The following is a 22,677-nucleotide window of genomic DNA, read 5'->3' as shown; positions in this document are numbered from 1 at the left end:
GTTAAAGTCGTTTTATTAGGAAGTACTTCGTACATATAAATTTACTAATCCACCATTAATAGCTGGGCCTGATATTAACTCGAATTTATGTTTATCCTCGGATTTAAAATGTTTGTTTAAAACATAGTTATTTTTAAATGAATCAATGCTGTATTTCGGTATTAATTTAACAGGTCGTGCAGTTCGGCCTACCTGTTGCTTCTCAATAATCAAAAAGCCTCGTTTTGCAAAGTCGTATATCGCATTAATATTTACCCCTAGTATTTTACTTGCCTGCTTTGGACTTACGTACTTATTAGGTTGGAGGCTAACATCAAAGCAGGGGTGAAACTGTTGTAGGCTAAGTGGATTATTCGGATTTTCAGTGTAAATCACTGCCGTTTTATTAATGACAATATTTTCAATCACTGTTGAAATGCAGTCTCCGTTAAATGTTAATGCTTTAAAGGTGCTTGATTTGAACGATGTAGGAAGTTTATGTGGGGTAGTTATGCAGTCTTTTATTTTTGAGGTGAATGCTTGCAACTCTTTCTTATCAAACAGCCAATCCCGTAACTCATCATTCGGATGAATAACATACTTTAGTAATCCAGAATCAACAAGCTGTACTACTTGAGACTTGCCAATTTCTAACAATTCGGTTGTTTCTGTTAGCGTAATAAAGTCCTTTGCTTTAACAATAAATTCAACAATATCCTTTTTTAAAAAAGTACCGTTATCTTGCAGTGTTACTAGTCCTGCATTAACGAATAATTTTAAGTGAGAAACTGGGATATTTAGCAGTTGAGCTGCTGACTTTTCACAAATACAAGTAGCACTGTTGTGTAGTGGAGCCTCTATTCTGGTTAAGCTATTAGTAAAAGCTGATTCTGAAAACTCATTTTCCAGATAGTCCTCAAAAGCGCTCATTAAGAATTGGTAAGCAAAAATCCCCTTCAGACTACCTGAATATATTTCATCGTATAAGTCTCGAAAATAGTGCCTGATGCCTGTTTCACCTCTTTGTGCCATTGGCTTAAGCAAGAAGCGATTGAGAAGCCCATAGAAACCTGTAGGCCAATTATTAAGATATTCGTTAGCAATGTTGTATAAGTGAACCCTCTGCTTGTTAGAAAGTTGTTGTGCACGTTTAGTTGGACTGGTAATGCTTCGTTGATGGTAATGGAAAAAAAAGTGTAAAAGTACTAGATAGTTTTTGAGGTTAAACTGCTGTTTGCCAACTAACAATCGTTCAGCAGAGGTTAAGCCTAGCTTACTAATATTGCTGGTAACTGTCGGCAGAACCTCTTTTATCACTGTTGAAGTAGCCTTATCCATAATTGTTAGCAAATCAGCTGTTGACCAAGTTAAGCGCTTGCCATTACTCGGATTAAAGTCAATAAGCGCACAGTGGTGCTTTGAGCAATGAGTCATAGGTAGTAGCAAATGCTGTACAGGATGTTTTAGTTCTTCACAAAAACATTGCGGGCAGAAAGTTGGTTTGGAAAAGTTAATTGATGCAGCAGGTATAGTGAGCTGCTTAAATCGATACCAGTTATGTTCTGCTTGATGAAACAAAGTTGATGATAGTGGCTTAGCTTTTAAGTTTATCGCTTTTTGTAGCAACTCAGTCGGGAAGTCTCCTAGAGCCACTTTCTTAGGGGGAAGGCGATTATTCGTTAGTGGTATATCAATACAGCGTAATAATTGAATCGTATTTTTAAAGCCATTAGCGATTGAAAGACGCAAGATAAAGCTAAGGAGGTGTTCATTATTTAGGGGCGTTGGCCTGACCAAAAACATCATAAGATACCTTCGTGTTTAATAAGCTAAGCATAACGCATAAATTATGGTTCATCAGTTAACGTATGTTTCTGTTATAGCGTCTGCACGAAAGAGCCACATGTTTATTGATATTTTGATTAAACCCCCTTTAAAATCATTGGTTTTAGGTATGATAGATGTGAGTTATCACTAAAAAATAAAAATAATGAATTTGCGACTACTGAAATACAATCAGATGCCCAAAATAATAAGTAGGGATATAAAATGAATGATAATAATCTTTCTGAATATAAAGTTTTTTTCTGTCACGGTATCCCACCGAACAGGGATTTATCGATAGGCCAAATATATATATGGCCTACAGATAATTCATGGAATGATTTTATTCATAAAACCCATTGTAATTATGTAACAAAAGGGGCTAATGGAGACGTTGTTAAAGGTTCTATTCTTGTTGCTCTATTGTCAAATCAGGAAGGAATAAAAGGCCAAGGACTTGGTAATGTAGAGGTAAATAAAATAAAGCCGTCTGCCCATTTTGGTGATTGGTACTCCCTTCTTCCTTCAATGCAAGAATACAGAAAGATCATTCAAGAGCTTGGTGTTGAACAAGGAAATTTTTTCTTAAAGTCATTAAATGATCTGGTTTACTTACAAGATAAAAAATCAAATTCTGTATTGTTTTTAAATGCTCTTAAGTCTGAAGCATTTAGCCTCTCATTTATGAGAAACTCAGAGCCTTTTTTTGCATTTAATAATGCGAGTAGTCTTTTACAAGGACTAGCATTTGAAGAGTTTAATACGCTTTCAAAGTCTTTTGATTTACAGTTCCAGCTAGATGGATTTCAAAATAAACATGAGGTTTTTCTAAAATACTCTTCTGATGGAATAATACCCAAAAGAATCAATGTTCTAATAGGTAAAAATGGCCTAGGAAAAAGCCAAACTTTAAATAATTTCGTCAGAGGAGCGTTACAACAACGAGGCTATAAGGATACTTTGACAAGTCGCGGTGAACGACCATCCATTAGTCGGATTCTAGCTATAGGCACTCCAGGTGAAACTAAACATACTTATCCGGAAGATAAGGTGAGAAACCTGAAGTTGAATTATAAGCGTTTACTGCTTACTCGAAATGGTAAATCAAGGTATGGGCGAGGTATAGGGCAAAGTCTGTTACTGCTTGCAAGAAATGAAGAATTGATTGGTGAGGAGTTTAGGTGGGATATCTTCATCAATGCTCTTTCAAAATACTTTGATGTATCTGAGTTACATTTACCAAGTGAAACTCAAAGCGAAGAAAAGTATATACCCTTGAAGCGTTTGCCTAATGGATGGAATGAACAATTACGACTTGAAATATGGGGCTCTATATCAAACAACGCAGAGCCTCGGTTAAAAAAGGGAGAGAGCTTTCATCCTCTGAGTAGCGGACAACTTTCTTTTTTCAAGTTTGCACTATTAACATGTTTACATATCGAAAATGGCTCTTTTTTATTGTTAGATGAACCTGAAACTCATCTTCATCCTAATTTAATAAGTGATTTCGTCGCTTTGCTTGATTACCTTTTAGAGCAAACAGGTTCTTACGCTTTAATAGCAACACACTCAGCATACTTCGTAAGAGAGGTGCCAAGAGAGCAGGTACATGTATTTAAGTCGGTGGAACAAGGTGCAATTTTTATTACTCCCCCTAGGCTAAAGACATTTGGCGCAGATGTTAGTGCAATTTCACACTTTGTATTTGATGAAGATATTGATACTTCTTTAACCCAAAAACTGGTTGAAAAAATAAAAGAAAAATCGTTGAGCTTTGAAGAAGTATTTGAACAATACCGCACAGAGCTATCTAACGAAACTTTAATGCTGATTAGACAACAGTTAGAAGGTGATGAATAGTGAAAAAGCTAGATTTACCTGAAACGGATGATCAAGGTGTATTAAAAGATATCTGCAATAATTCTAGATTGAGATGTAACCCTTGTATATTGAATGAATATTTAACAATGCGAGATCAATACTCAAGTTACACGGATAACAAAGGAAACCCATGGTTGTGTCAATCCATTAACTTGGATGTTAATTTGGTGGAAGCACTAAAGTATCACTATAAAAAACCAAGTAAGGATTTTTCTTACATTACAGAGTTACGTCGTTCAGGATCTGCTGATATATGTCCTATGTGTGGAAGTTTAAAAACGGCAGATTTGGATCATTTTTTACCTCAAGCTGATTATCCAGAATGGGTGGTTTTCTCAAGAAATTTAGTTCCTGCTTGTGATTGTAATCGAACTAGACGAAATGATGTAAAAGGAGATACGCCAGATGAAAGAGTTTTACATCCGTACTTTGATGCTTGCCTTTCGAATAGATTAATAAGTTGTATTTTTAAAGGGGACTTGAATTTACCCTTAATATCCTTGGTTAGGCAGAGTCATCCTTCTGTTGCTGATATAACAATTGATTTTCATATTAATACAGTAATAAAACGTTCAACCATAATATCATGGCTAGGGGCGAAGTGGCTTAGTCTAAAAAGATGCCCATCGGCCATAATTGGTCGTTTGCCAAGGCGCCGAGAAGTTAATCGAGATGCATTAGTTGAAGCCATTCAAGACTGCTTGGAAGACAAGGACATTGAACTATCTAGTAAAAACAATTGGTATTCAATATTTTACCATGGAATATCCCTTGATGATGATGTGATCGATTGGATCTTAGATAGGCATAATGGAATCGTCAGAGGTGATATAGATCCTTTAGCAAATGACTAACCTTTGTATTCAGTGATTCAAACCAGTTGAAAAAAATTAATAACAGGTAGTAACCTTATGCATATATCAAAGTTGTCGCTCATTAACTATAGAAATTTTTTGAGCGCGAAACTCATTTTTAAACAAGGAATAAACACCCTAATTGGTGAAAATGGTACTGGTAAAACAAATATTTTCAGAGCTATTCGTCTGCTACTTGATAACGAATTGCCAAGAGCTGCCACCCGTTTAAATGAAAGTGATTTTTGCCGACAGTTAGGTGACTGGCGAGGCCACTGGATAATGATTAGTCTAGAGTTTGATGATATTGCCGAGGATGAAGTAAGTCAGGCTCTATTTTTACATGGAACTGGAGTCATAGAAGGTAACAGTGTTAATAAGGCAACTTACAATTTTATTTTTAGACCCAAAGCAAATATTAGAAACGCCCTTAGCCAACTAACTGTTGGTGATGTGACTGGGCTAGAGGCTTTGCGAAATGTTATAACTATTGCAGATTACGAGCCTATGTTTACAGGGAAAAGTAATGCAGATTTTAATGATCCTTTGGTATATCGACAGATCGTTGGTGATTTTGATAGTGTAGATTTTCCTGCTCTAATAGATAACTCTTTAATTGGTGCCAAACTTCCTAATATCCTTTCGATATCTGATGAAGTTGCATTTACTTTTGTAAAGGCTCTTAGAGATGTTGTTTCGGACTTCAGAAACAGCAGAACCAACCCCCTTCATAAATTATTAAAATTAAAAAGCGAATCAATAAACCAAGCTGAGTTTGACCCTATAATCCAGCTTGTTGAGGACTTAAATACATCGATAGAAACCTTATCTGATGTTAAAGAAATAAAATCTAATATCAAAGAGACAATAAATGATGCTTTAGGTGATACGTATTCGCCGTCATCTATTGCAATAAAATCTGATCTTTCAGACGAAGCTGAAGAACTATTCCAATCTCTTAAATTGTTTGTTGATGAGTCGAATGATGGATACGAAGGCAGTATCTATGAAATGAGTCTTGGCGGTGCAAACCTAATTTTTTTAACACTCAAGCTATTGGAGTTTAAGTATCAACGTCCAAATGACACTATAGCTAACTTCCTTTTAATTGAAGAACCAGAGGCTCATGTTCATACTCATATACAAAAATCGCTTTTTGATAAAGTTAACTACGCCAATACACAAATAATATATTCAACACATTCAAGTCATATTTCTGAAGTCAGCAATATAAACCGTGTAAATGTCATATCTAAAACCAATAATGGCTGCGTTGCTTACCAACCATCAAATGGGTTGTCGCCACAAAAAATATCTTTTATTGAAAGGTACTTAGACGCTATTAGAAGTAATTTGCTTTTTGCTAAGAGTGTTATTTTGGTTGAAGGTGACGCAGAAGAAATTTTAATTCCTGTTCTAATCAAAAAAGTACTCGGTATAAGTTTAGACGAGCTAGGTATAACACTAGTCAACATGCGAAGTACAGGATTCGAAAATATTGCTCTTCTATTCCATGATGACAGGATTAGAAAAAAGTGTGCTGTGATTACCGATCTTGATAGCAAGTTTTTTGATACCACTATTCAACCTGAAGATAATTCAGCAACTAAAAAGAAAAAAAATAAAGCACAAGGTTCCCATGATAAAGGTGCCGCACGAAAAATAACTCTAGATGCTTTTTGTAATGGGAATGAGTGGTTATCCCCTTTTTATGCAGAGCATACGTTTGAAGTGGATTTTGTTAAGTCAGGAAACAGTAATTGCTTAATCGACATTTTAAAAGACGTATATTCTCAAGAAGCGACTGTCACTGCCTCTCGTACAGATCTACTTTCTACTATAGATAAATTTGGTTCAAGAGCTCTCACAATGGCGAACCACCAAGGGAAAGGCTGGTTTGCCATTACACTATCTGGGGCTATAAACTTTAACGTTCAGCTACCAGCATATATTATTGATGCTTTAATATTTTCTCATGGGTCTTTTAATAGATCAATTATTGAAAAAATTATGGAATTCCGTTTACAGCAGTTAAAAACATTCATAGAAAATGGTAGAGCATACTTACAGGCTCTTAATTTACCGCAAGACCAGAGTACTTATGATCAATGGAATGCATATTTAACTCCTATTGAACAAGGAGTAAATTTGTTTGAACCTAAATATATTACCTGTAAAGCGTTCGGTGGGGTTTTAAGTGCGTTAAAAGCCGATATGCTAGCTGATATTCCATTAAAGTCTAACTCCTTTGTTGAAAAGCTCTAACTCATGTCTATTATCGATATTAGTCAGCTTAATGATGAGCAAATAGATGCGATCCAAGATGATCGCAACATCTTTTTGGTAGCCGCACCCGGTAGCGGTAAAACTAGAGCTTTAACTTACAAAATAGCGAAAGAATTATCAGAGTTGGATGAACAAAAAAAATGGATTGTGGCTATCACCTATACAAATAGGGCTGCGGAAGAAATAAAAGAACGCATTGAATTATTAGGTATAGATACTAAAAAATTGTGGATCGGCACAATTCATGGCTTTTGTATCGAATGGATTCTAAAGCCATACGGCGTTTTTCATCAAAATCTTAAAAATGGCTATAGCATAATAAACTCATACGATTCAGAAGAAATAATTTCCCTGCTTTGTAAGAGCATTAGTAACCCTACTATATCGTATTATGATTGTAACCATTATTTCACATCAACGAGGCTAGAGTATTCATCATGCACTTTAGCTACAAGAAATAATGTAGTTGCAGTGCTTAACCTTTATCACCAAAAACTTATTTCAGAGAACCAGGTCGATTTTGAACTGATACTTCTTTACGCTTATCAATTAATAGATAGTCAACCACTTATTAGTGTCACTTTGAGTCGCCTCTTTAAGCACGTGTTAATTGATGAGTTTCAAGATACCAGAGAGATACAATATTCAATATTTTCTAGGATATTAAAGGCTGGTCGCGGGGGGGTTAAAGGTTTTATTGTAGGTGATCCAAATCAAGCTATATACGGCTCTCTTGGCGGGTACGCTATTTCGCTTCAAGAGTTAGAACAATTGAGTGGACAATGCTTTGTAGAGAAACAACTAAATAAAAACTATCGTAGTTCGCTGCGTATCATCAACCATTTTTCCAATTACAAAGTATACCCATCTGCTATTAATGCAGCAGGTGATTTTTCTGCTTTTCAAAGTACTGTGACGTTTAATTGCTCCGTTCATAAAGATTATTTAGCGCCGCAGTTAGCTGGCTTAATCCGTGCTTCAATTGAAGATGAAAATATAAATGAAAATGAGATATGTATTGTCGCTCCTTGGTGGATTCATTTAGCAAGCATGACAAGAAAACTAATCGCATTGCTGCCTGAATACGACTTTAATGGCCCAGGTATGACCCCTTTTGCTAGAGATGAAGATAATTTTTGGTATAAAGTAACAAAAATCGCACTTACGGAACCATCTCCGTCAATCTATATAAGAAGGCTAAGATGGGCCTCTGAAATAATTAAGTTACTTGAGGCTGAAAGTTATCCAATCAGTAGTATTACTCCTAAGAAGCTCCTAAAGGTTTTTAATAGTATTGATTGTTCTGAAGAGGATGGTCTCAATTATCTAGACAAATATTTTCAGAAACTAGAAGTTTCTCTCGAAATAGATTTAACTGTTTACCCTTCTTTATCAGACCATCGGACTGCTTTTTTTGAAAGTGCCAGTAAACGAGTAGATAGAATCATTAGTGAGAATGAAGGCTATGCAGGAAGTATAACTGATTTTAAGAAAGTATTCGGAGAGAAGAAAGGAATCACTGTATCAACAATTCATGGTGTCAAAGGTGCTGAGTTTGATGTTGTAATTGCTTACGGCCTACTTGAAGGCATTGTGCCTCACTTCAATGAGACTGATGCAAATAGCGCATATAAACTGCTTTATGTTATTGGTTCAAGAGCGAGGAAGCACTTGCATCTAATATCGGAACAAGGAAGAGGAAGTCAACGGTATCCTAAATATCCCACAACGATATTAGAACAGCATGTGTTTCCGTATGATTAATTCAACTTTTATATCCTTTAAGAATAAACTGGATAATGTGTCATACGTATAGTTTGGCATCATTTATTCGAAAGATAAAAAGATAACTGGGAAATTATTTCGAGCTAAGTGACTAGATGAGATAGTAATCTAAAAATTATAATTAAGGCGTACAAAATGAAAGCTGAAGTTAGACTGGCATATATAGCACGTATTACAACGGAAATTGGGGAGGCAATAACTGGTAACAATTTTGAGCGGCTTGGTTATATCATATCATGCAGCTATTTAAAGAATGTGGAGTTATTTCATCGTGGAACTAACTTAGCCGGTGCCCCGGTTAAGTCTGTTGTCGATACTTTCTCTCAATGTGGAACAATTGTCGCTGAATATAGTACTGATGCAACTTATTTTAAGAAGTTGGATAAAATTGAAAAAGATACAAAACACTCGCTAGAACATTACCCTGAAACTTTAAAAACCCTTTTTCTCTTGAATAATCGTGTATGTCCTCCTGACGAACAAAAAAAAATCACTAAATATGTAGATACCATTAAACAGGAAGAACATGTTGATCTAATAATCTGGGATGGAAGAAAAATTGCAGAATATATAGTTGATGAGCTTTTATTCGATGAAGGAATTACTAACCTAATATCTACATTTCTTCCCTGTGTACAAAATATAGTTAACGAGTCGTTATTGAACTTTACTCTTCCCAAAAAAGATAGTAATTATCAAGTAAGAGGAGAACTTGAAGAAGAATTAATAGGAATGCTTCTTGATGGTGAGTCTGTTGTTATAGCTGGTTTTGGTGGGCTAGGAAAATCGAGTATTTGTAACTATCTCGCCAACACCTTAAAAGGTGAGTTTGATATTGTCTTGTGGATTGATGGGACTGAAATTCACTCACTAAATGAGCTTGGTAGTTCTGACGTGCTCAGAAACGGACATAGTCAAAATGTATTAGGTTTACTGAAAACAAGGAAATGTCTTTTGGTTTTAGATAATCTCGGTGCTGCCGTTTTAGTTAAAGACTTAAATGAAATTTGTAGCAATAATTCAGTAATTCTAGCTTCTCGTAGAGATTGTTCTGAGCCTGATTATCTGCCTCTCCCATTATTAAATAAGTCGCTAGCAAAAAAAATATTAGAGTTTGGTGCGAGCGTGCAATGCCCTGAAGACATACTTGATAAAGTTTATGGGATTGTTGGGGGGGACCCACTTATTTATGCACTTATGAATAAAAATATAATTAATAAAAGATGTGACTGGGAAGATATTAAGTCAGATTGTGAAGTTGTATCAGAGTATAAAGATAATAAAAATCAAAAATTAACAGAAAGATTACTTGGTCATTTAATTGTGCCTCTGCAAACTCAATTATCATTTTTAAAAGCATGCCAAAGTAAGTTAATTGATTTAACCTTTGCTAAGTCGGTATTGAAGTCAATCGGAATAATTGAGCTAGAAGACTCAACCATTCTAACCAAGTCTAGCCATAATTTACTTAAGGTACATGACATAATTTTTGAGGCTATTAATAATTTAGATAGTATTGTTCCGATGGATATTGATAATAAATTTTCACTGCTTTTGTCAAAGCAGAATAGCGAAGATTTGGATGCTTTTCTAAGAACGTCATATAGGCATCTTGATTTGATTGGCTTGCTCCTTAAGAAAACGGGTAAGAATATTTATTTATATGCTTATATAAATGCGAGCCCTTTGAATAAGATAAATTATTCGCTTATCCCCAAGCCTGAGGAGTTGCTTAATTTAATTGAAGTTGATAAGACCGAAGAAAATGAATTAATGGTTTTCCTAATTATTCAACTGGTTGAAACTGAATACTTGTCAATCAAGTGTGATGATTATCATGCTGCAGAAAGTACATTAAAAGACAAATTGCCCATTTTTGAAACACTTTTAAAAATGTTCTCTGGAATGGAAATTGAATCAAGAGTAAGGCATCACTATGCCAAGACTTTAAAAAGGCTGAAAGACCCTTCCGCAGAGTCTGAATTTTTTAAATTGTGTCAATTACCTATCCCGATGAGGGAAGCACAACTTCAGTTAGCTAGAATCTATGCGAAGTCTAAAAGAGAAGAGGAGGCAAAAAGCCTAATATTGGAAATAATGGAGTCATGGGAAGCTGATAATAGTGCTTCTATCCCAATTATGCTGAGCTCTTTCGAAGTTGTTTCTTGGAAATCAATGAGTAGTTACAGAGATCTGTTTAACAGTAAATATGCGGACCTAATATCCAATATAATAAAAGAGTCTATGGCATTTGGGTATGATTATGCTTATTTGGCATTCTCTTCCTTTGCTTCGGATTGGTCATATAATTTTCCTGAAAAATTTGCGGAAACTTTTGAGTACCTTCCTTTACCAACATTTGATTCTGTTTCTGATGATGATGTAAAGAACTCTATGGGAGATCTTTATAGGGAAGCAGGAAAAATTGGGCGATTGAGAGATACCGAAAACTACAAAGATTTATTGAACTTAGCGATAGAATTCTATGAATCAACAATTAAAAAATCTAATTATTATATGTTACGTCTTGCAGAAGCTAGGCATTTGATTGGGGATAATGAATCAGCTGAAGAAATATGCAATGAATTGGTTCAAGCTGAATATAGAAGTCCGCAAAAGTATTACTGGTTAGCTAAAGCTCAATTGCAGGATAAGCCTGATATCGCATTGAAGAGCGTTGAATTAGCATTAGATGGTCTCAATGGTCAATTTAGGACGGCTTCTTTAGAATTAAAGAGTGATATTTTGAGATCATTAGAGGACTCTGATTATTTAACTCCTTTAGTTGAAGCTATTGAATTGTGTTCATCAGAAAAATATCAAACTCAATTAAAGAGTAAATATTTTGAGCTAACCGGAAAAAAATAATTATAAATAAAGAGGCTTATTAGTTTAAGTCGCTATAACCTATGCAGAGATGTCGATGGGAAAAATTATTTGAGTATTTTCCAACCAGTGCGAATAAAAACGAATTACCAATTTAGTAACTTGCCAATTAATTTAGAGTTGGCAAGTTAGCTTAACTTAATATCTAACTTTAGTAGAATTGGATAAAAATATTTTCATTGATAGTTCATTTCTCCCATAAGCTCATACATCAGATCCCCTCCTAGCTTGGTAAAAGGTAGCTCAATGTATTCATCTTTATGTCTAGGTAAAGCGGGTGAGTCGTTGGGGGCATTTTTAGTATGACCATTGATTTTATTACCATCATTTTTTTTGTAAGGGAGGACGATTAAGCGTCCATGATTTTTAGATTGTATGATTCCCTCGTCCCATAGAATTTTTGATGAAGACGTATCGTATGTGTTTTTGGTTAACTTCACTTCCCATTGCAAATTCGACTCCTCGTACCAAAATACATAACTTCCACAAACTAATACTTTTTGGCCCTTTATTAGTGCTTCAGCCAGAAGTCTTTTAACACTGGCAAGCTGTAGGAGTTGATTCGCTCTGGGTAGCAATAGTCTTCGGATTTCCGCTTTAGTTTCCCCCCAGTGATTTTCTACTGATAGTGCAAATCCTTCACAAATTCGTGAACGATAAAATAGTTCTAAGCGTTTCTTGGTTAGGTTCGTATGTTGTCGCCAATTAGTCTTTTTCTTTGGGTTTCGGATTAGAAGTACTTTATGTAAAGGGCATGCGAATATACTGATATAGGGGGTAAGCTTTAATTGTTCAAATAGAGGTTTTTTTAATTTTTCTAGACTAATTTCAAGTGAATCGAATGTGGGGGTGACTGCTTTGGAGTGGCGAGAAATTGCAATATTATACATCTGAATTTCTTCCGTAATTAGCCTGTTTTTACACGTAACTGATTTGGATACCTTTAATCGTAGTGATACTTCTTCATCTGTACCACTACATTGTGAAGTTATGCTTCCTTGTAAGTGAGTGTTTAAAGATTCAGTATATTTGAGAGCTTCTTCGATAGAATAAAACTGCACATGGCGATTGTCTGCAAGATAGTTGTACCATTTTAGCTCATTACGTTTGTTTAGATACAAACCTTCAATAATGAATATACCTATCTGCCATGGAGAGTATGCAATAGCACTTCCTAATAACACGTAACTAGAGTCTAGCTTGTAAGTCTTATACATTTTATTCTCACTTAGATGTCCCGCCGATTTATTAAACATCTTACATAAATGTAAAAAACTTGGTCAAATTATGATTTCATTAAATGGGAGGTGAGCACATCTGAAGGCATCAGCACGCTGAAATTAACCTGTGTTTTTCAAAAACTGCCTTTAACTCTATGAGAGGTTACAACTTTCAATATAAATGGTCATTTGAGAGTCGGTGTAGATAGATATTATGCCATCTTATGCTATATTATAGCTATTTTGTGCCACTTTATGCTTTATTTTTTCATTTGAATGATTATACTTCCCCCCATATTTAAAGGCCTCTCTTAGTTGTTAAATGACAACTTATGCTTTAAACAACAATTAATGTTAATATATCTTAATAAAGCTATAGCTTAATAAAATAATAACTATCTAAGCCAATCACCTGATTGGCTTTTTTTGATCTTGTTTTTTATTCGAAACTATAAAAAAATGATTGTTTACTCGGGACTCTATCCTGACCTTCTAATGATGGCATAAATAATTCACGAGTAATAAAGTTTAATACAGCTTTATCTAACATTTCATGGCCGCTAGATTGAATGATTTCCGCTTCTTTAGTTGTACCACTTGGTAAGACAGTCATATTCACCACGACTTGGCCTTTTTGTTGTTGCAAGGCTGCTTGTTTTGGATAAGAAGGTGCCTTACCTGATACGGCCGTTGCTTGTGGTAATAAGTTACCTTGTTTTGCCATTGATGTGTTCGTTATATCTGACTTTGGTTTGAAAATTCGTTTCGCCGTTGTTGCAGAATTATATTGCGCTACCGTAGACGTTTTATTATTGAAGTCTCTTGTGTCCAATACTGTCATTTGTCGATTGGTTTTATTTGTTTTTGTTTTAGCCGTTATTTCACTATTCTTCATGGTAATCACGGGTCGAGTTGATTTCGCAGTAGTGTTTTTGATACTGGTTTTTTTAACTTTGTTTTTCTTACTTGGTTTTGATATTGCAAGTTTTGGCAAGTTTACTAGGTTTCGTTCAAATACATATTCTTTTAGTAGGGCAACTTCATTGGATGTATGTGTCTTAACATTCACTTGATAGCTTTTTACAGGTAAGACTTTTTCAATTTTAACTATTTCATTTTCTTCAGGTAATGAGAGCGATGACTCACCTTGTTCTATTTGAGTTATTTCTTGTGGTTTTGATGATGTGACTATTTTAGTTTGAGTTATTTCTTGGATCGTTGTTGATGATGTCATTATTTCAGTTTTAGCCATTTTCTGCTGCGTTGTTAATGGGACTATTATTTCAGCTTGAGTGACTTTTTTTTGCGATATCGATGGCTCAACTGGCTCTGTGCTAGTACTTTGTTGTAATGATGTTGATAGTTTAACAATTTCTGTTTGAGTGGTTTCTGGCAATGTTATTGAGGTTACTTTTTTTGTTTGAGTTGTTTGCTGTCGTGGTGTTGATGTTGCGACTGATATTGATTGAATAGCATTGAGTTGCGGTAGTGACATTGGTATTGATTTTGAAGGTGCTATGATTTCGTCAGTTGTTTTTATAGAAGTGTAAGTTTGAGTAATAGGAAAATTTTCTGAAGATGTATCACTATTAAAATAAAAAAATAAGTAGTGTAATAATAGGCTTATAACAATAAATGGAAAATAATGATAAGAAGTTTTCATAATATATTTTTACTCTACGTATTACTATTTAGTTCGAAAAATTTGTCTATTTAACTATTTAAGTTCACTTTAGGCGTTGACTCAATTTTGGTTGGAACTGGGTCATTTTCAACAATAGTTGACTCATATTCAGTATTTTCAACGGTTAGTAATTCATTGTTGTACATTTCAGCAATTGATGAAGTTGGTACCCGTTTGATATCTTCTGTTTGCTCATGAATAGAAACATTTATTTCCCCTGTTTCTTCTGAAAACTCATAATGGTAAGGCATCTGTGTTTGTTCTGATACCGATTTACTATGACAGTCTTTTCTTTCTTCATCGAGAGTGTTCTCATCATTTTTTACCATGGTACCCATATTTTCTGAAAAATTGTTTCTGATTAAATTCTTTTGCAGACAAATGTGATCAAACTGGCTACGTACATTTTCTAAATGTAGTGTTATTTTATAAATTTGTGTACGAAAGAATTGTTGAGGTATCAAAATGAATAACAAAATAATGAGACTAGCCGCAATTGGAATTAGAGACTCTGTGATTGTTTTAAGAAGAACACCGATGTTCTCACTTTCTTGAAGTTCAATACTACTGAAAGCGTTGATTAGGTTTATTAGCGTACCTAAAATGCCTAGAATTGGCGTCACTATTAATGCTTTATGTAAGAAAGATTGACCTCTAGAAACTAAATTTATTTGTTTTTTTGTATCTAAAAGCATTTTTTCTTTAGGGGGGAAAGGCAGCATCGAAATACCTTCACTAATCATTTTTAATGCGGGGGTTTCTAATTTTTTACAAACTAATAAGGCTTCTGTTTTTTGTTTATTATATAAAGCAGCAAAGCACTCTTGTAATAAAAAACGTTCTTTCTGACTATGATAGATAACCCAGAAATATAAACGCTCTAAAGCGACAACAGTGATTAAAAAAGAGATTAAAAGTAATGGCCACATCACTACACCACCTTCTTGGAACCAAGTCGGCATAGTTTGAATGATAGGATCTAATAACGATAAAAAATTAGATTGAGGCATACTTGTGGTGATACTCATTGTTTGTTGCTTCCTAGCATAAAATGAATAAGTTTAATTGATGGAGAGGAAACATACCTTTATCCTCGTACTAATCAAGTTCAATGTTTATTAAACGATACTCTTCCAATCAATATCATTTTCATCAAGACGTTCATTTGCAATATAATGTAAATGATAATGGCTGTCGATGATCTCTTCATCAGATGGATTTAAGTGCATATCTTGACCATTTTTATGCTTACTAAAGCCTAATAAAATCATGTTATAGCGATGCTTAAAAGCATCAAACAATTGACCAAAATTGATCTCTTTTTCCAGTTCAGGTACTAAAAAGCTATAAAGTGTTGCGCCGTTTAATGTGGAAAGTAGCCTTTCTGTCACTTGACTTGATCCAGGATCTTGCATACTTCTTACCATCATCTGCGCACTATTATCGATACTGCACTCTATACTAGGGCAATGCATTTTTAATAATTGAGCTTTAGTCTCATCAAAAAAATGTGCGGTAATATTGGCATTTTTATCTGTAAATGTAGCAATACTGAGTGCAATAGATAATGTTTCATCATCTGATTGTCCATCGATAATGATACGTTTTGCTTTTTGTAACGCAATTCGTTCAAGCTCTTTTTTATCTGAAAAAGTACTTAATTTAACAAATGATAGTTCATCTATTTCAGGTAACGGATTTTTCATATCTTTAGTAACACAAAGTAATATTTGACGCTTTTGACGTTTTTTATCCCCTAAAATTAATTGTATAATTTGCTTGGTAGAATACTCATCCCAACATAATAAAAGAATGTGATCAGTTAGGTCTGAAAAGTCATTATTACCGTTCATATTATTTCTCGCTATATCAATAAATAATTGAGTTGCTTTACCAATAAATGTAGCAAACACAATTAAACCTGATGGAATCTGCCACAAGGCGACAACCAATTTTCCAAGGTCAGTTACTGGGCTAAAGTCGCCAAATCCAACCGTTGAAATAACTACCATGTTGTAATAAAAAAATTGAATTGGGTGAGTTATTATTTCTACTTCCCCTGCTAAAATAAATAAAGCATAGGTAATAGTCGCTTGTAACAACATCAATCCTAACATTGCTAACCAAGTTAAGTTTTGCGTTAATTTATGTACAATTTTTGCTAACTTCAATGAAGATATTAAGTACATCATATAATATGCTTACTAGTTATTTGTATGTGACAAAAAGTATCGATATGCAGGATTCAACGTTTCATCTTTATAGTTATAGCCTAATGCATCTAAGTGTTCACTAAACTCTGCAACTTGTGAATCATCGACTTCAAACCCCGCTAACACTTGCCCATATGCAGCACCGTGATTTCGGTAATGGAATAAAGTAATGTTGGCATGCATCCCCAATAGGTTTAAAAATTTTAACAATGCATTAGGATGCTCTGGAAATTCAAAACTATATAACCGCTCGGTTAACTGCTGTGAAGGAACACCTCCCACCATATAACGCACATGTAGCTTAGCGGTTTCATCTTGACTTAAATCGGTAACAGAGTAGCCTGCAACAGTTAGCTTATCAGTTAAACTTGTTAGTTCATCAATACCTTGTGGTGTTCTCACGCCAACAAAAATATTGGCTTGTTTACTATCGCTATAACGATAATTAAACTCTGTGATTGCACGTCCATCAAGCTCATTACAAAACGCTAAAAATGCCCCTTGTTGCTCTGGAATTGTGACAGCCAAAATACTTTCGTTATGTTCGCCTAATTCACATCTTTCTGATACATAACGTAAGCCGTGGAAGTTAACGTTTGCACCACTTAAAATAGCCGCTAAACGTTGATCCTTTATTTGATGCTGTTGAGTGTATTTCTTTAAGCCCGCTAGTGATAATGCACCTGCAGGCTCTGCAATAGCACGTGTATCATCAAAAATATCCTTTACTGCAGCACAGATTTCATCACTACTCACAGTAACAACATCGTCAATATATTGCTGGCATAAACGGAATGTTTCTTGGCCAATTGTTTTTACCGCCACGCCATCTGCAAATAAACCTACTTTTGGTAATGTCACTGGCTTACCTGCAGCTAATGCTGCTTTTAAACAAGCTGCATCTTCAGGTTCTACTGCAATCACTTGAATGTGTGGTAATAGTTGTTTGATATAAACAGCGATACCTGCTGCTAAACCACCGCCGCCTACCGGTACAAATATTTTGTCTAGGTGAGCATCTTGTTGTAAAAGCTCTTTTCCTACGGTTCCTTGCCCTGCAATAATATCTGGATCATCAAAAGGGTGGATCAAGGTATAACCGTGCTCTTTTGCTAAGGCTAATGAATAAGCGTTTGCTGCGTCAAAAGAGTCACCTGTTAAGACAACCGTCGCACCAAAACTACGTACAGAACTCACTTTAATATCTGGCGTCGTTTTAGGCATAACGATGGTTGCTTTGACACCCATTTTTTGTGCAGATAATGCTAAACCTTGAGCATGGTTGCCTGCTGATGCGGCAATCACACCATTTTTTTTCTGCTGTTCACTCAGGCTTGATAACTTATTGTAAGCGCCGCGTAATTTAAATGAATGTACTGGCTGTAAATCTTCGCGTTTTAATAATATGTGATTATCTAGACGTGCAGATAGCTTATTTAAAGGTTGTAGTTTAGTCTCGATAGCCGCTTCATAAATTGGTGCTAATAAGATTTTCTTTAAATATTGTTCACTCGATATGTTTGACATTACAACCCTTGTTATTATTGGTTTTTCTACTTAATTTCTTTATTCAGCGGTTTGCTTTACTGTTGCAAATAACTCACCTAAACGCGTTACACTTGAAGGTGCTAGATCTTCACTAAATTCAATACTGTCTTTAGGGAATAAAGCAACAATAGTACTGCCTAGTTTAAAGCGCCCCATTTCAGCCCCTTTTTCTAAGATGATCTCTTGGTCTTGGTAATCCCAGTATTGAAGCTCTTTATTTTTTTGAGCTTTTAATGTGCCTTCCCATACAGTTTCAATACTACCAACAATCGTAGCGCCCACTAAAACCATCGCCATTGGCCCGATTGCCGTAGAGAAAATGGCAACAGCACGTTCATTACGTGCAAATAAGTTAGGAACATTTTGTGCCGTTAATGGATTAACTGAGAATAAGTCACCTGGTATAAAGATCATCTGTTCTAATTTACCGGTGATTGGCATATGAATACGGTGGTAATCTTTAGGTGCTAAATAAACTGTTGAAAAGATACCATCATCAAAAGGTGCAGCTACATCATCACGACCGCCTAATAATTCTCGTAGGCTAAAATCATGTCCTTTTGCTTGAAAAATACGACCTGATTTAATATCACCTTGTTGACTAACACAGCCATCTACTGGTGTGGCTAGATTTTGATCGCCTTCAATAATTGTACGGACATCTTCTTTTAATTCACGTGTGAAGAAATCATTAAAAGTGGCAAAGTCAGAAGGTTCTGAATATTTTGCTTCGCTCATATCTATTTTGAACTTTTTAATAAACTGAGTAATTAAAAAAGTCGTAAATTTGCCCATTTTAGCATTAGCTAATTTACCTGCGATGAAAGTCACCGAGTGTTTGGGTAAAATATATTGGCCAATAATTTTTAGTTTACCGCTCATTTTAAAACTCTCTATTGTTAGTGTTGTGAGTATTGTTATTCTTTTATCACATAATTAATTTTATATCGCTAACGACTAATATCATTAAATACAGTCATTAAACTTAATGTTTAATAAACATTAGGATCTCGGTGACGTGCATTTTTGGCATCATCCATGGTTTCTAAAATACGCAAGAAACTCTTAAATCGAGCGTTGTCTATATGCCCATTTTCAACCGCTTCAACTAGTGCACACCCAGGATCTGCTTGATGTTTACAATCACGAAAACGACAGTTACCTAAGTACTCTCTAAATTCTATAAATCCACTGGCAATACGTTCTGCTTCTAAATGCCATAGTGAAAACTCTCGGATCCCTGGGCTGTCGATTAAATCACCTCCATCGCTGAAATGATATAAGCGTGCCGTTGTCGTTGTATGTTTACCAAGACCGGATCCTTCGGATATCTCGCCAGTCACGGCTTCTACTTCTGGTAATAACATATTTAATAATGATGTTTTACCCACGCCAGATTGACCAACAAAGATATTAATTTTGTCTTTCATTACTGACTTTAAAGCATCTAACCCTGTACCGTGCATTGAACTGTAAAGTACGTGATAGCCAATATCACGGTAGCTTTGTAATTCTTTATCAATAATTTTTGCTGATTCATCATCTAGTAAATCAACCTTATTTAAAACGATAATAGGCGTGATGCCAATATCTTCGCAAGCCACTAAGTAGCGGTCAATAATATTACGGGAGAATTCAGGTGCGATAGAGCTAACAATGATAATGTGGTCGATATTAGCTGCAATTGGTTTAATACCATCATAATAATCTGGACGTGTTAATACCGTTTTACGCGGATGCACCGCTTCGATAACGCCGCTAATGCCCTGATGTGATTCTTTACCTGCTCGCCATACTACTCTGTCACCAGTAACGAGAGAGCGGATTGAACGACGTAGAGTACAACGTTCTACTTTGCCTTCTTGATCTTCAATATCAGCATGCTGTCCAAATCGGCTTACGACTAAACCTTCCAGTTGTGGACCCAGTTCAGACTCATCCCATTGTTTATCGTTTTTAGGTGTTAAGCGTTTATTGTGATTGCTTTGAACACGACGAATTTGGTTTTTACTGAGTTTTTTCTTCTTAGTCACAGGCTTCCTTTGCTACACTGGCGATTTGAATGGCGTATCATACTATATTTTCCACATAATTAAGCTATTCATCAATAGAAAAGGGCGGTTATCAAAATGAACAAAAATAATTTGGTATGGATTGATTTAGAAATGACAGGGTTAAATCCTGATAGCGATAAAATTATTGAAATTGCAACGATAGTTACGGATAGCGATTTAAATATTTTAGCTGAAGGCCCACAGTTTGTTATTCATCAAAGTGATGCTGCATTAAATGCGATGGATGAATGGTGCACAGAGCATCACGGTAAATCAGGGCTAACAGCACGAGTAAAAGCAAGTAAAATCAGTTGCGAACAAGCAGAACAAGAAACGTTAGCATTTTTACAAGAGTGGGTTCCTGCTGGAGTAGCTCCTTTATGCGGAAACAGTATTGGTCAAGATCGTCGTTTTATGGTTAAACATATGCCGACGTTAGAAGCTTTTTTCCACTACCGAAATATTGATGTGAGTACAGTAAAAGAATTAGGTCGTCGTTGGGCGCCTGAAATGGTTGAAGCTCATAAAAAAACCGGGACACATTTAGCCTTACAAGATATTAAAGAGTCAATTTCAGAGTTACAGCATTACCAAAAGCATTTTTTCAACTATTAGGTTGGTTTTTGAGCAAGCTTTTTAGGATTTGTTTAAAAACTCTACATACAAGCTTTGTTGAGACTAAAATAGCTAAAAAAAGCTTGCAATCATTAACGCCATCTCTATAATTCGCACCTCGTAACGAACAGGTATTACCAAGTACCTTTTTTCTTTATAAGAAAGTTTGTTGCAGGAAAATGTGATGCGGTACTAGCTCAGTTGGTAGAGCACGACCTTGCCAAGGTCGGGGTCACGAGTTCGAGTCTCGTGTACCGCTCCAATTTTATAAGATATTTTGTTAAATACCTTGTAACTTATTTTTCCAAATAGTTTTATATGAAGCGGTACTAGCTCAGTTGGTAGAGCACGACCTTGCCAAGGTCGGGGTCACGAGTTCGAGTCTCGTGTACCGCTCCAAGCTAATATATAAAACTAAATTATGAAGCGGTACTAGCTCAGTTGGTAGAGCACGACCTTGCCAAGGTCGGGGTCACGAGTTCGAGTCTCGTGTACCGCTCCAAATTTCATCTCAACAATTCTAAATAAATTCAATTATATAAATTATCAAGACCTTGCCAATTAAGGGCTGGGGTCATGTGTTTTTTTAGTCTCGTGTACCGCTCCAAATTTCATCTCAACACTTCTAAATAAATTCAATTATCTAAATTATCAAGACCTTGCCAATTAAGGGCTGGGGTCATGTGTTTTTTTAGTCTCGTGTACCGCTCCAAATTTCATCTCAACACTTCTAAATAAATTCAATTATCTAAGTTATAAAGACCTTGCCAATTAAGGGCTGGGGTCATGTTTTTTTTAGTCTCGTGTACCGTTCCAAATGTCCTCTAGATACTTCTAAAAAAATCAACTGTTTAAGCTATAAAGGCCTTGCCAATTAAGCGCTGCGCGATTCTGTTGCTGTTCTTCACCTTTCAAATATTATTTTTTCAATATTTATCTTTATTTTGGTAAAGCAAAGGTGACTAATTGTGGGCTATGGTCTGAGGCAATGGTGGAAATGCTTTGTGCTTTAATCAGCGTTAATCCTCGATAAAATACATGATCCAAGGGAAGACCGAATACGATCAGACGTTTGTCTTTAGTGAATTGTGTTTCATTAAAACCTTCGTTTACCAACGTATCGATGATTTCCGTTGTTCGATCTTCACTCCAAGTATTAAAGTCACCACTAATCAGAATAGGCCCTTTATGTTGCTTAATTAGTTGTAAATAAGGGCTGACTTGTGCTTTTAATGGTTCTGCAGTGAAGGTGAAGTTTACCCCATGTAAATTGATTAATAATAATGACTCTTTTGAACTGATGCTCGATGAACTTTCAAGTACTGTATCAGCAATTGGATAAATAGTAGCAATACCTGTTTTAGGGACCATCGTCCAAGGTTCTGGGTATCGAGTACCGCAAGCCTGTGAAGCCTGTACTCGACTAGATGTACTCACACCATAACTATCATTTTTATAGTTAAAAGCGATATTTTGAAAATAAGTAAGTTGTTGTTGCTGACTAAAGTCGATCAACGCTTGATCATATTTTGCTTCTTGTAATGTAATTAAGTCAGCTTGAGAAGCCCATTCATTTAATTTTGTAGACCATTGTGGATTTTGTTGTTTATAAATATTCCAGTTTAATAATGAAAAAGGGCTAGAAAGAGAATCCGTCGTTTGTGTTATTTGAATATTTGCTAATGCAGGGCAAGTTGAAAAGTAATGACTTTGTTGCTGATCTATCAAGGTCATCTTTGATGGACTTTTTGGCAAAAAGCGAGATAAAAGTATTAATGTGATAAATAATAAAATGCTAAATACAATGCTCTTTTTTAATCGTGATGAGGAAAGGTAACGTTTGATGAT

At 35.3% G+C, this 22,677-nt stretch carries 15 protein-coding genes and 3 tRNA genes; 9 read left to right on the top strand and 9 right to left on the bottom strand.

The features are described 5' to 3' along the window. Window positions 1-15: 15 nt before the first annotated feature. The gene (locus GQR59_RS13940; protein ID WP_160063693.1) at window positions 16-1,785 is read right to left on the bottom strand and encodes a TniQ family protein; all 1,770 of its coding nucleotides are present in this window, start codon (window positions 1,783-1,785) and stop codon (window positions 16-18) included. 243 nt (window positions 1,786-2,028) lie between these two features. Between GQR59_RS13940 and GQR59_RS13935 the strand changes: the two genes are divergently transcribed. The 5 genes from GQR59_RS13935 to GQR59_RS13915 all read left to right on the top strand — a co-directional run bounded on the left by GQR59_RS13935 (window position 2,029) and on the right by GQR59_RS13915 (window position 11,477). Next, complete coding sequence (locus tag GQR59_RS13935) at window positions 2,029-3,663, top strand: AAA family ATPase (RefSeq protein WP_160063691.1); 1,635 nt, start codon at window positions 2,029-2,031, stop codon at window positions 3,661-3,663. Next, a complete protein-coding gene (locus tag GQR59_RS13930; protein ID WP_160063689.1) occupies window positions 3,663-4,538 on the top strand; it encodes a hypothetical protein in 876 nt (291 codons plus the stop codon). Before GQR59_RS13935 ends, GQR59_RS13930 begins: the two co-directional genes overlap by 1 nt. Window positions 4,539-4,595: 57 nt before the next feature. Then, a complete protein-coding gene (locus GQR59_RS13925) occupies window positions 4,596-6,803 on the top strand; it encodes an ATP-dependent nuclease (protein ID WP_160063687.1) in 2,208 nt (735 codons plus the stop codon). A gap of 3 nt (window positions 6,804-6,806) precedes the next feature. Further along, the gene (locus tag GQR59_RS13920) at window positions 6,807-8,588 is read left to right on the top strand and encodes a UvrD-helicase domain-containing protein (protein WP_160063685.1); all 1,782 of its coding nucleotides are present in this window, start codon (window positions 6,807-6,809) and stop codon (window positions 8,586-8,588) included. Between the two features lie 156 nt (window positions 8,589-8,744). Beyond that, entirely contained in the window at window positions 8,745-11,477 is a 2,733-nt protein-coding gene (locus tag GQR59_RS13915) for a hypothetical protein (protein WP_160063683.1), read from the top strand. Between the two features lie 194 nt (window positions 11,478-11,671). Here GQR59_RS13915 and GQR59_RS13910 read toward each other — a convergent pair whose 3' ends face one another. The 7 genes from GQR59_RS13910 to rsgA form a co-directional block, all read right to left on the bottom strand. Continuing rightward, on the bottom strand, window positions 11,672-12,712 hold the full coding sequence (locus GQR59_RS13910) for a hypothetical protein (protein WP_236546772.1): 1,041 nt from the start codon (window positions 12,710-12,712) through the stop codon (window positions 11,672-11,674). A 442-nt stretch (window positions 12,713-13,154) separates the two neighbouring features. After that, window positions 13,155-14,210: an energy transducer TonB gene (locus GQR59_RS13905; RefSeq protein ID WP_236546771.1), complete on the bottom strand. Its 1,056-nt coding sequence runs from the start codon at window positions 14,208-14,210 to the stop codon at window positions 13,155-13,157. Between the two features lie 218 nt (window positions 14,211-14,428). After that, entirely contained in the window at window positions 14,429-15,427 is a 999-nt protein-coding gene (locus tag GQR59_RS13900; RefSeq protein ID WP_160063677.1) for a MotA/TolQ/ExbB proton channel family protein, read from the bottom strand. A 90-nt stretch (window positions 15,428-15,517) separates the two neighbouring features. Beyond that, a complete protein-coding gene (locus tag GQR59_RS13895; protein WP_160063675.1) occupies window positions 15,518-16,591 on the bottom strand; it encodes a potassium channel family protein in 1,074 nt (357 codons plus the stop codon). A gap of 12 nt (window positions 16,592-16,603) precedes the next feature. Continuing rightward, the gene (gene ilvA / locus GQR59_RS13890) at window positions 16,604-18,139 is read right to left on the bottom strand and encodes a threonine ammonia-lyase, biosynthetic (RefSeq protein ID WP_160063673.1); all 1,536 of its coding nucleotides are present in this window, start codon (window positions 18,137-18,139) and stop codon (window positions 16,604-16,606) included. 39 nt (window positions 18,140-18,178) lie between these two features. Continuing rightward, a complete protein-coding gene (asd, locus tag GQR59_RS13885; RefSeq protein ID WP_160063671.1) occupies window positions 18,179-19,042 on the bottom strand; it encodes an archaetidylserine decarboxylase in 864 nt (287 codons plus the stop codon). A 110-nt stretch (window positions 19,043-19,152) separates the two neighbouring features. After that, window positions 19,153-20,193: a small ribosomal subunit biogenesis GTPase RsgA gene (rsgA, locus tag GQR59_RS13880; protein ID WP_160063669.1), complete on the bottom strand. Its 1,041-nt coding sequence runs from the start codon at window positions 20,191-20,193 to the stop codon at window positions 19,153-19,155. Between the two features lie 90 nt (window positions 20,194-20,283). On the opposite strand from rsgA, the gene orn reads away from it, so the two are divergent. The 4 genes from orn to GQR59_RS13860 all read left to right on the top strand — a co-directional run bounded on the left by orn (window position 20,284) and on the right by GQR59_RS13860 (window position 21,331). Further along, window positions 20,284-20,829 carry an oligoribonuclease gene (gene orn / locus GQR59_RS13875; RefSeq protein ID WP_236546820.1) on the top strand — a complete coding sequence of 182 codons (546 nt, stop codon included), beginning with the start codon at window positions 20,284-20,286 and terminating at the stop codon, window positions 20,827-20,829. A 186-nt stretch (window positions 20,830-21,015) separates the two neighbouring features. Beyond that, window positions 21,016-21,091: transfer RNA gene (locus GQR59_RS13870), tRNA-Gly, on the top strand. 61 nt (window positions 21,092-21,152) lie between these two features. Then, a tRNA-Gly gene (locus GQR59_RS13865) sits at window positions 21,153-21,228 on the top strand. A gap of 27 nt (window positions 21,229-21,255) precedes the next feature. Beyond that, window positions 21,256-21,331 (top strand) — tRNA-Gly (locus GQR59_RS13860). A 437-nt stretch (window positions 21,332-21,768) separates the two neighbouring features. On the opposite strand, the gene GQR59_RS13855 is transcribed toward GQR59_RS13860, so the two are convergent. Beyond that, window positions 21,769-22,623: an endonuclease/exonuclease/phosphatase family protein gene (locus GQR59_RS13855; RefSeq protein ID WP_160065200.1), complete on the bottom strand. Its 855-nt coding sequence runs from the start codon at window positions 22,621-22,623 to the stop codon at window positions 21,769-21,771. Window positions 22,624-22,677 lie beyond the last annotated feature (54 nt).

Source organism: Psychromonas sp. L1A2, from assembly GCF_009828855.1.
Classification (GTDB): Bacteria; Pseudomonadota; Gammaproteobacteria; order Enterobacterales; family Psychromonadaceae; genus Psychromonas.
Note: the sequence above shows the minus strand (reverse complement) of the source record. Positions and strands in the feature narration are given on the sequence as shown.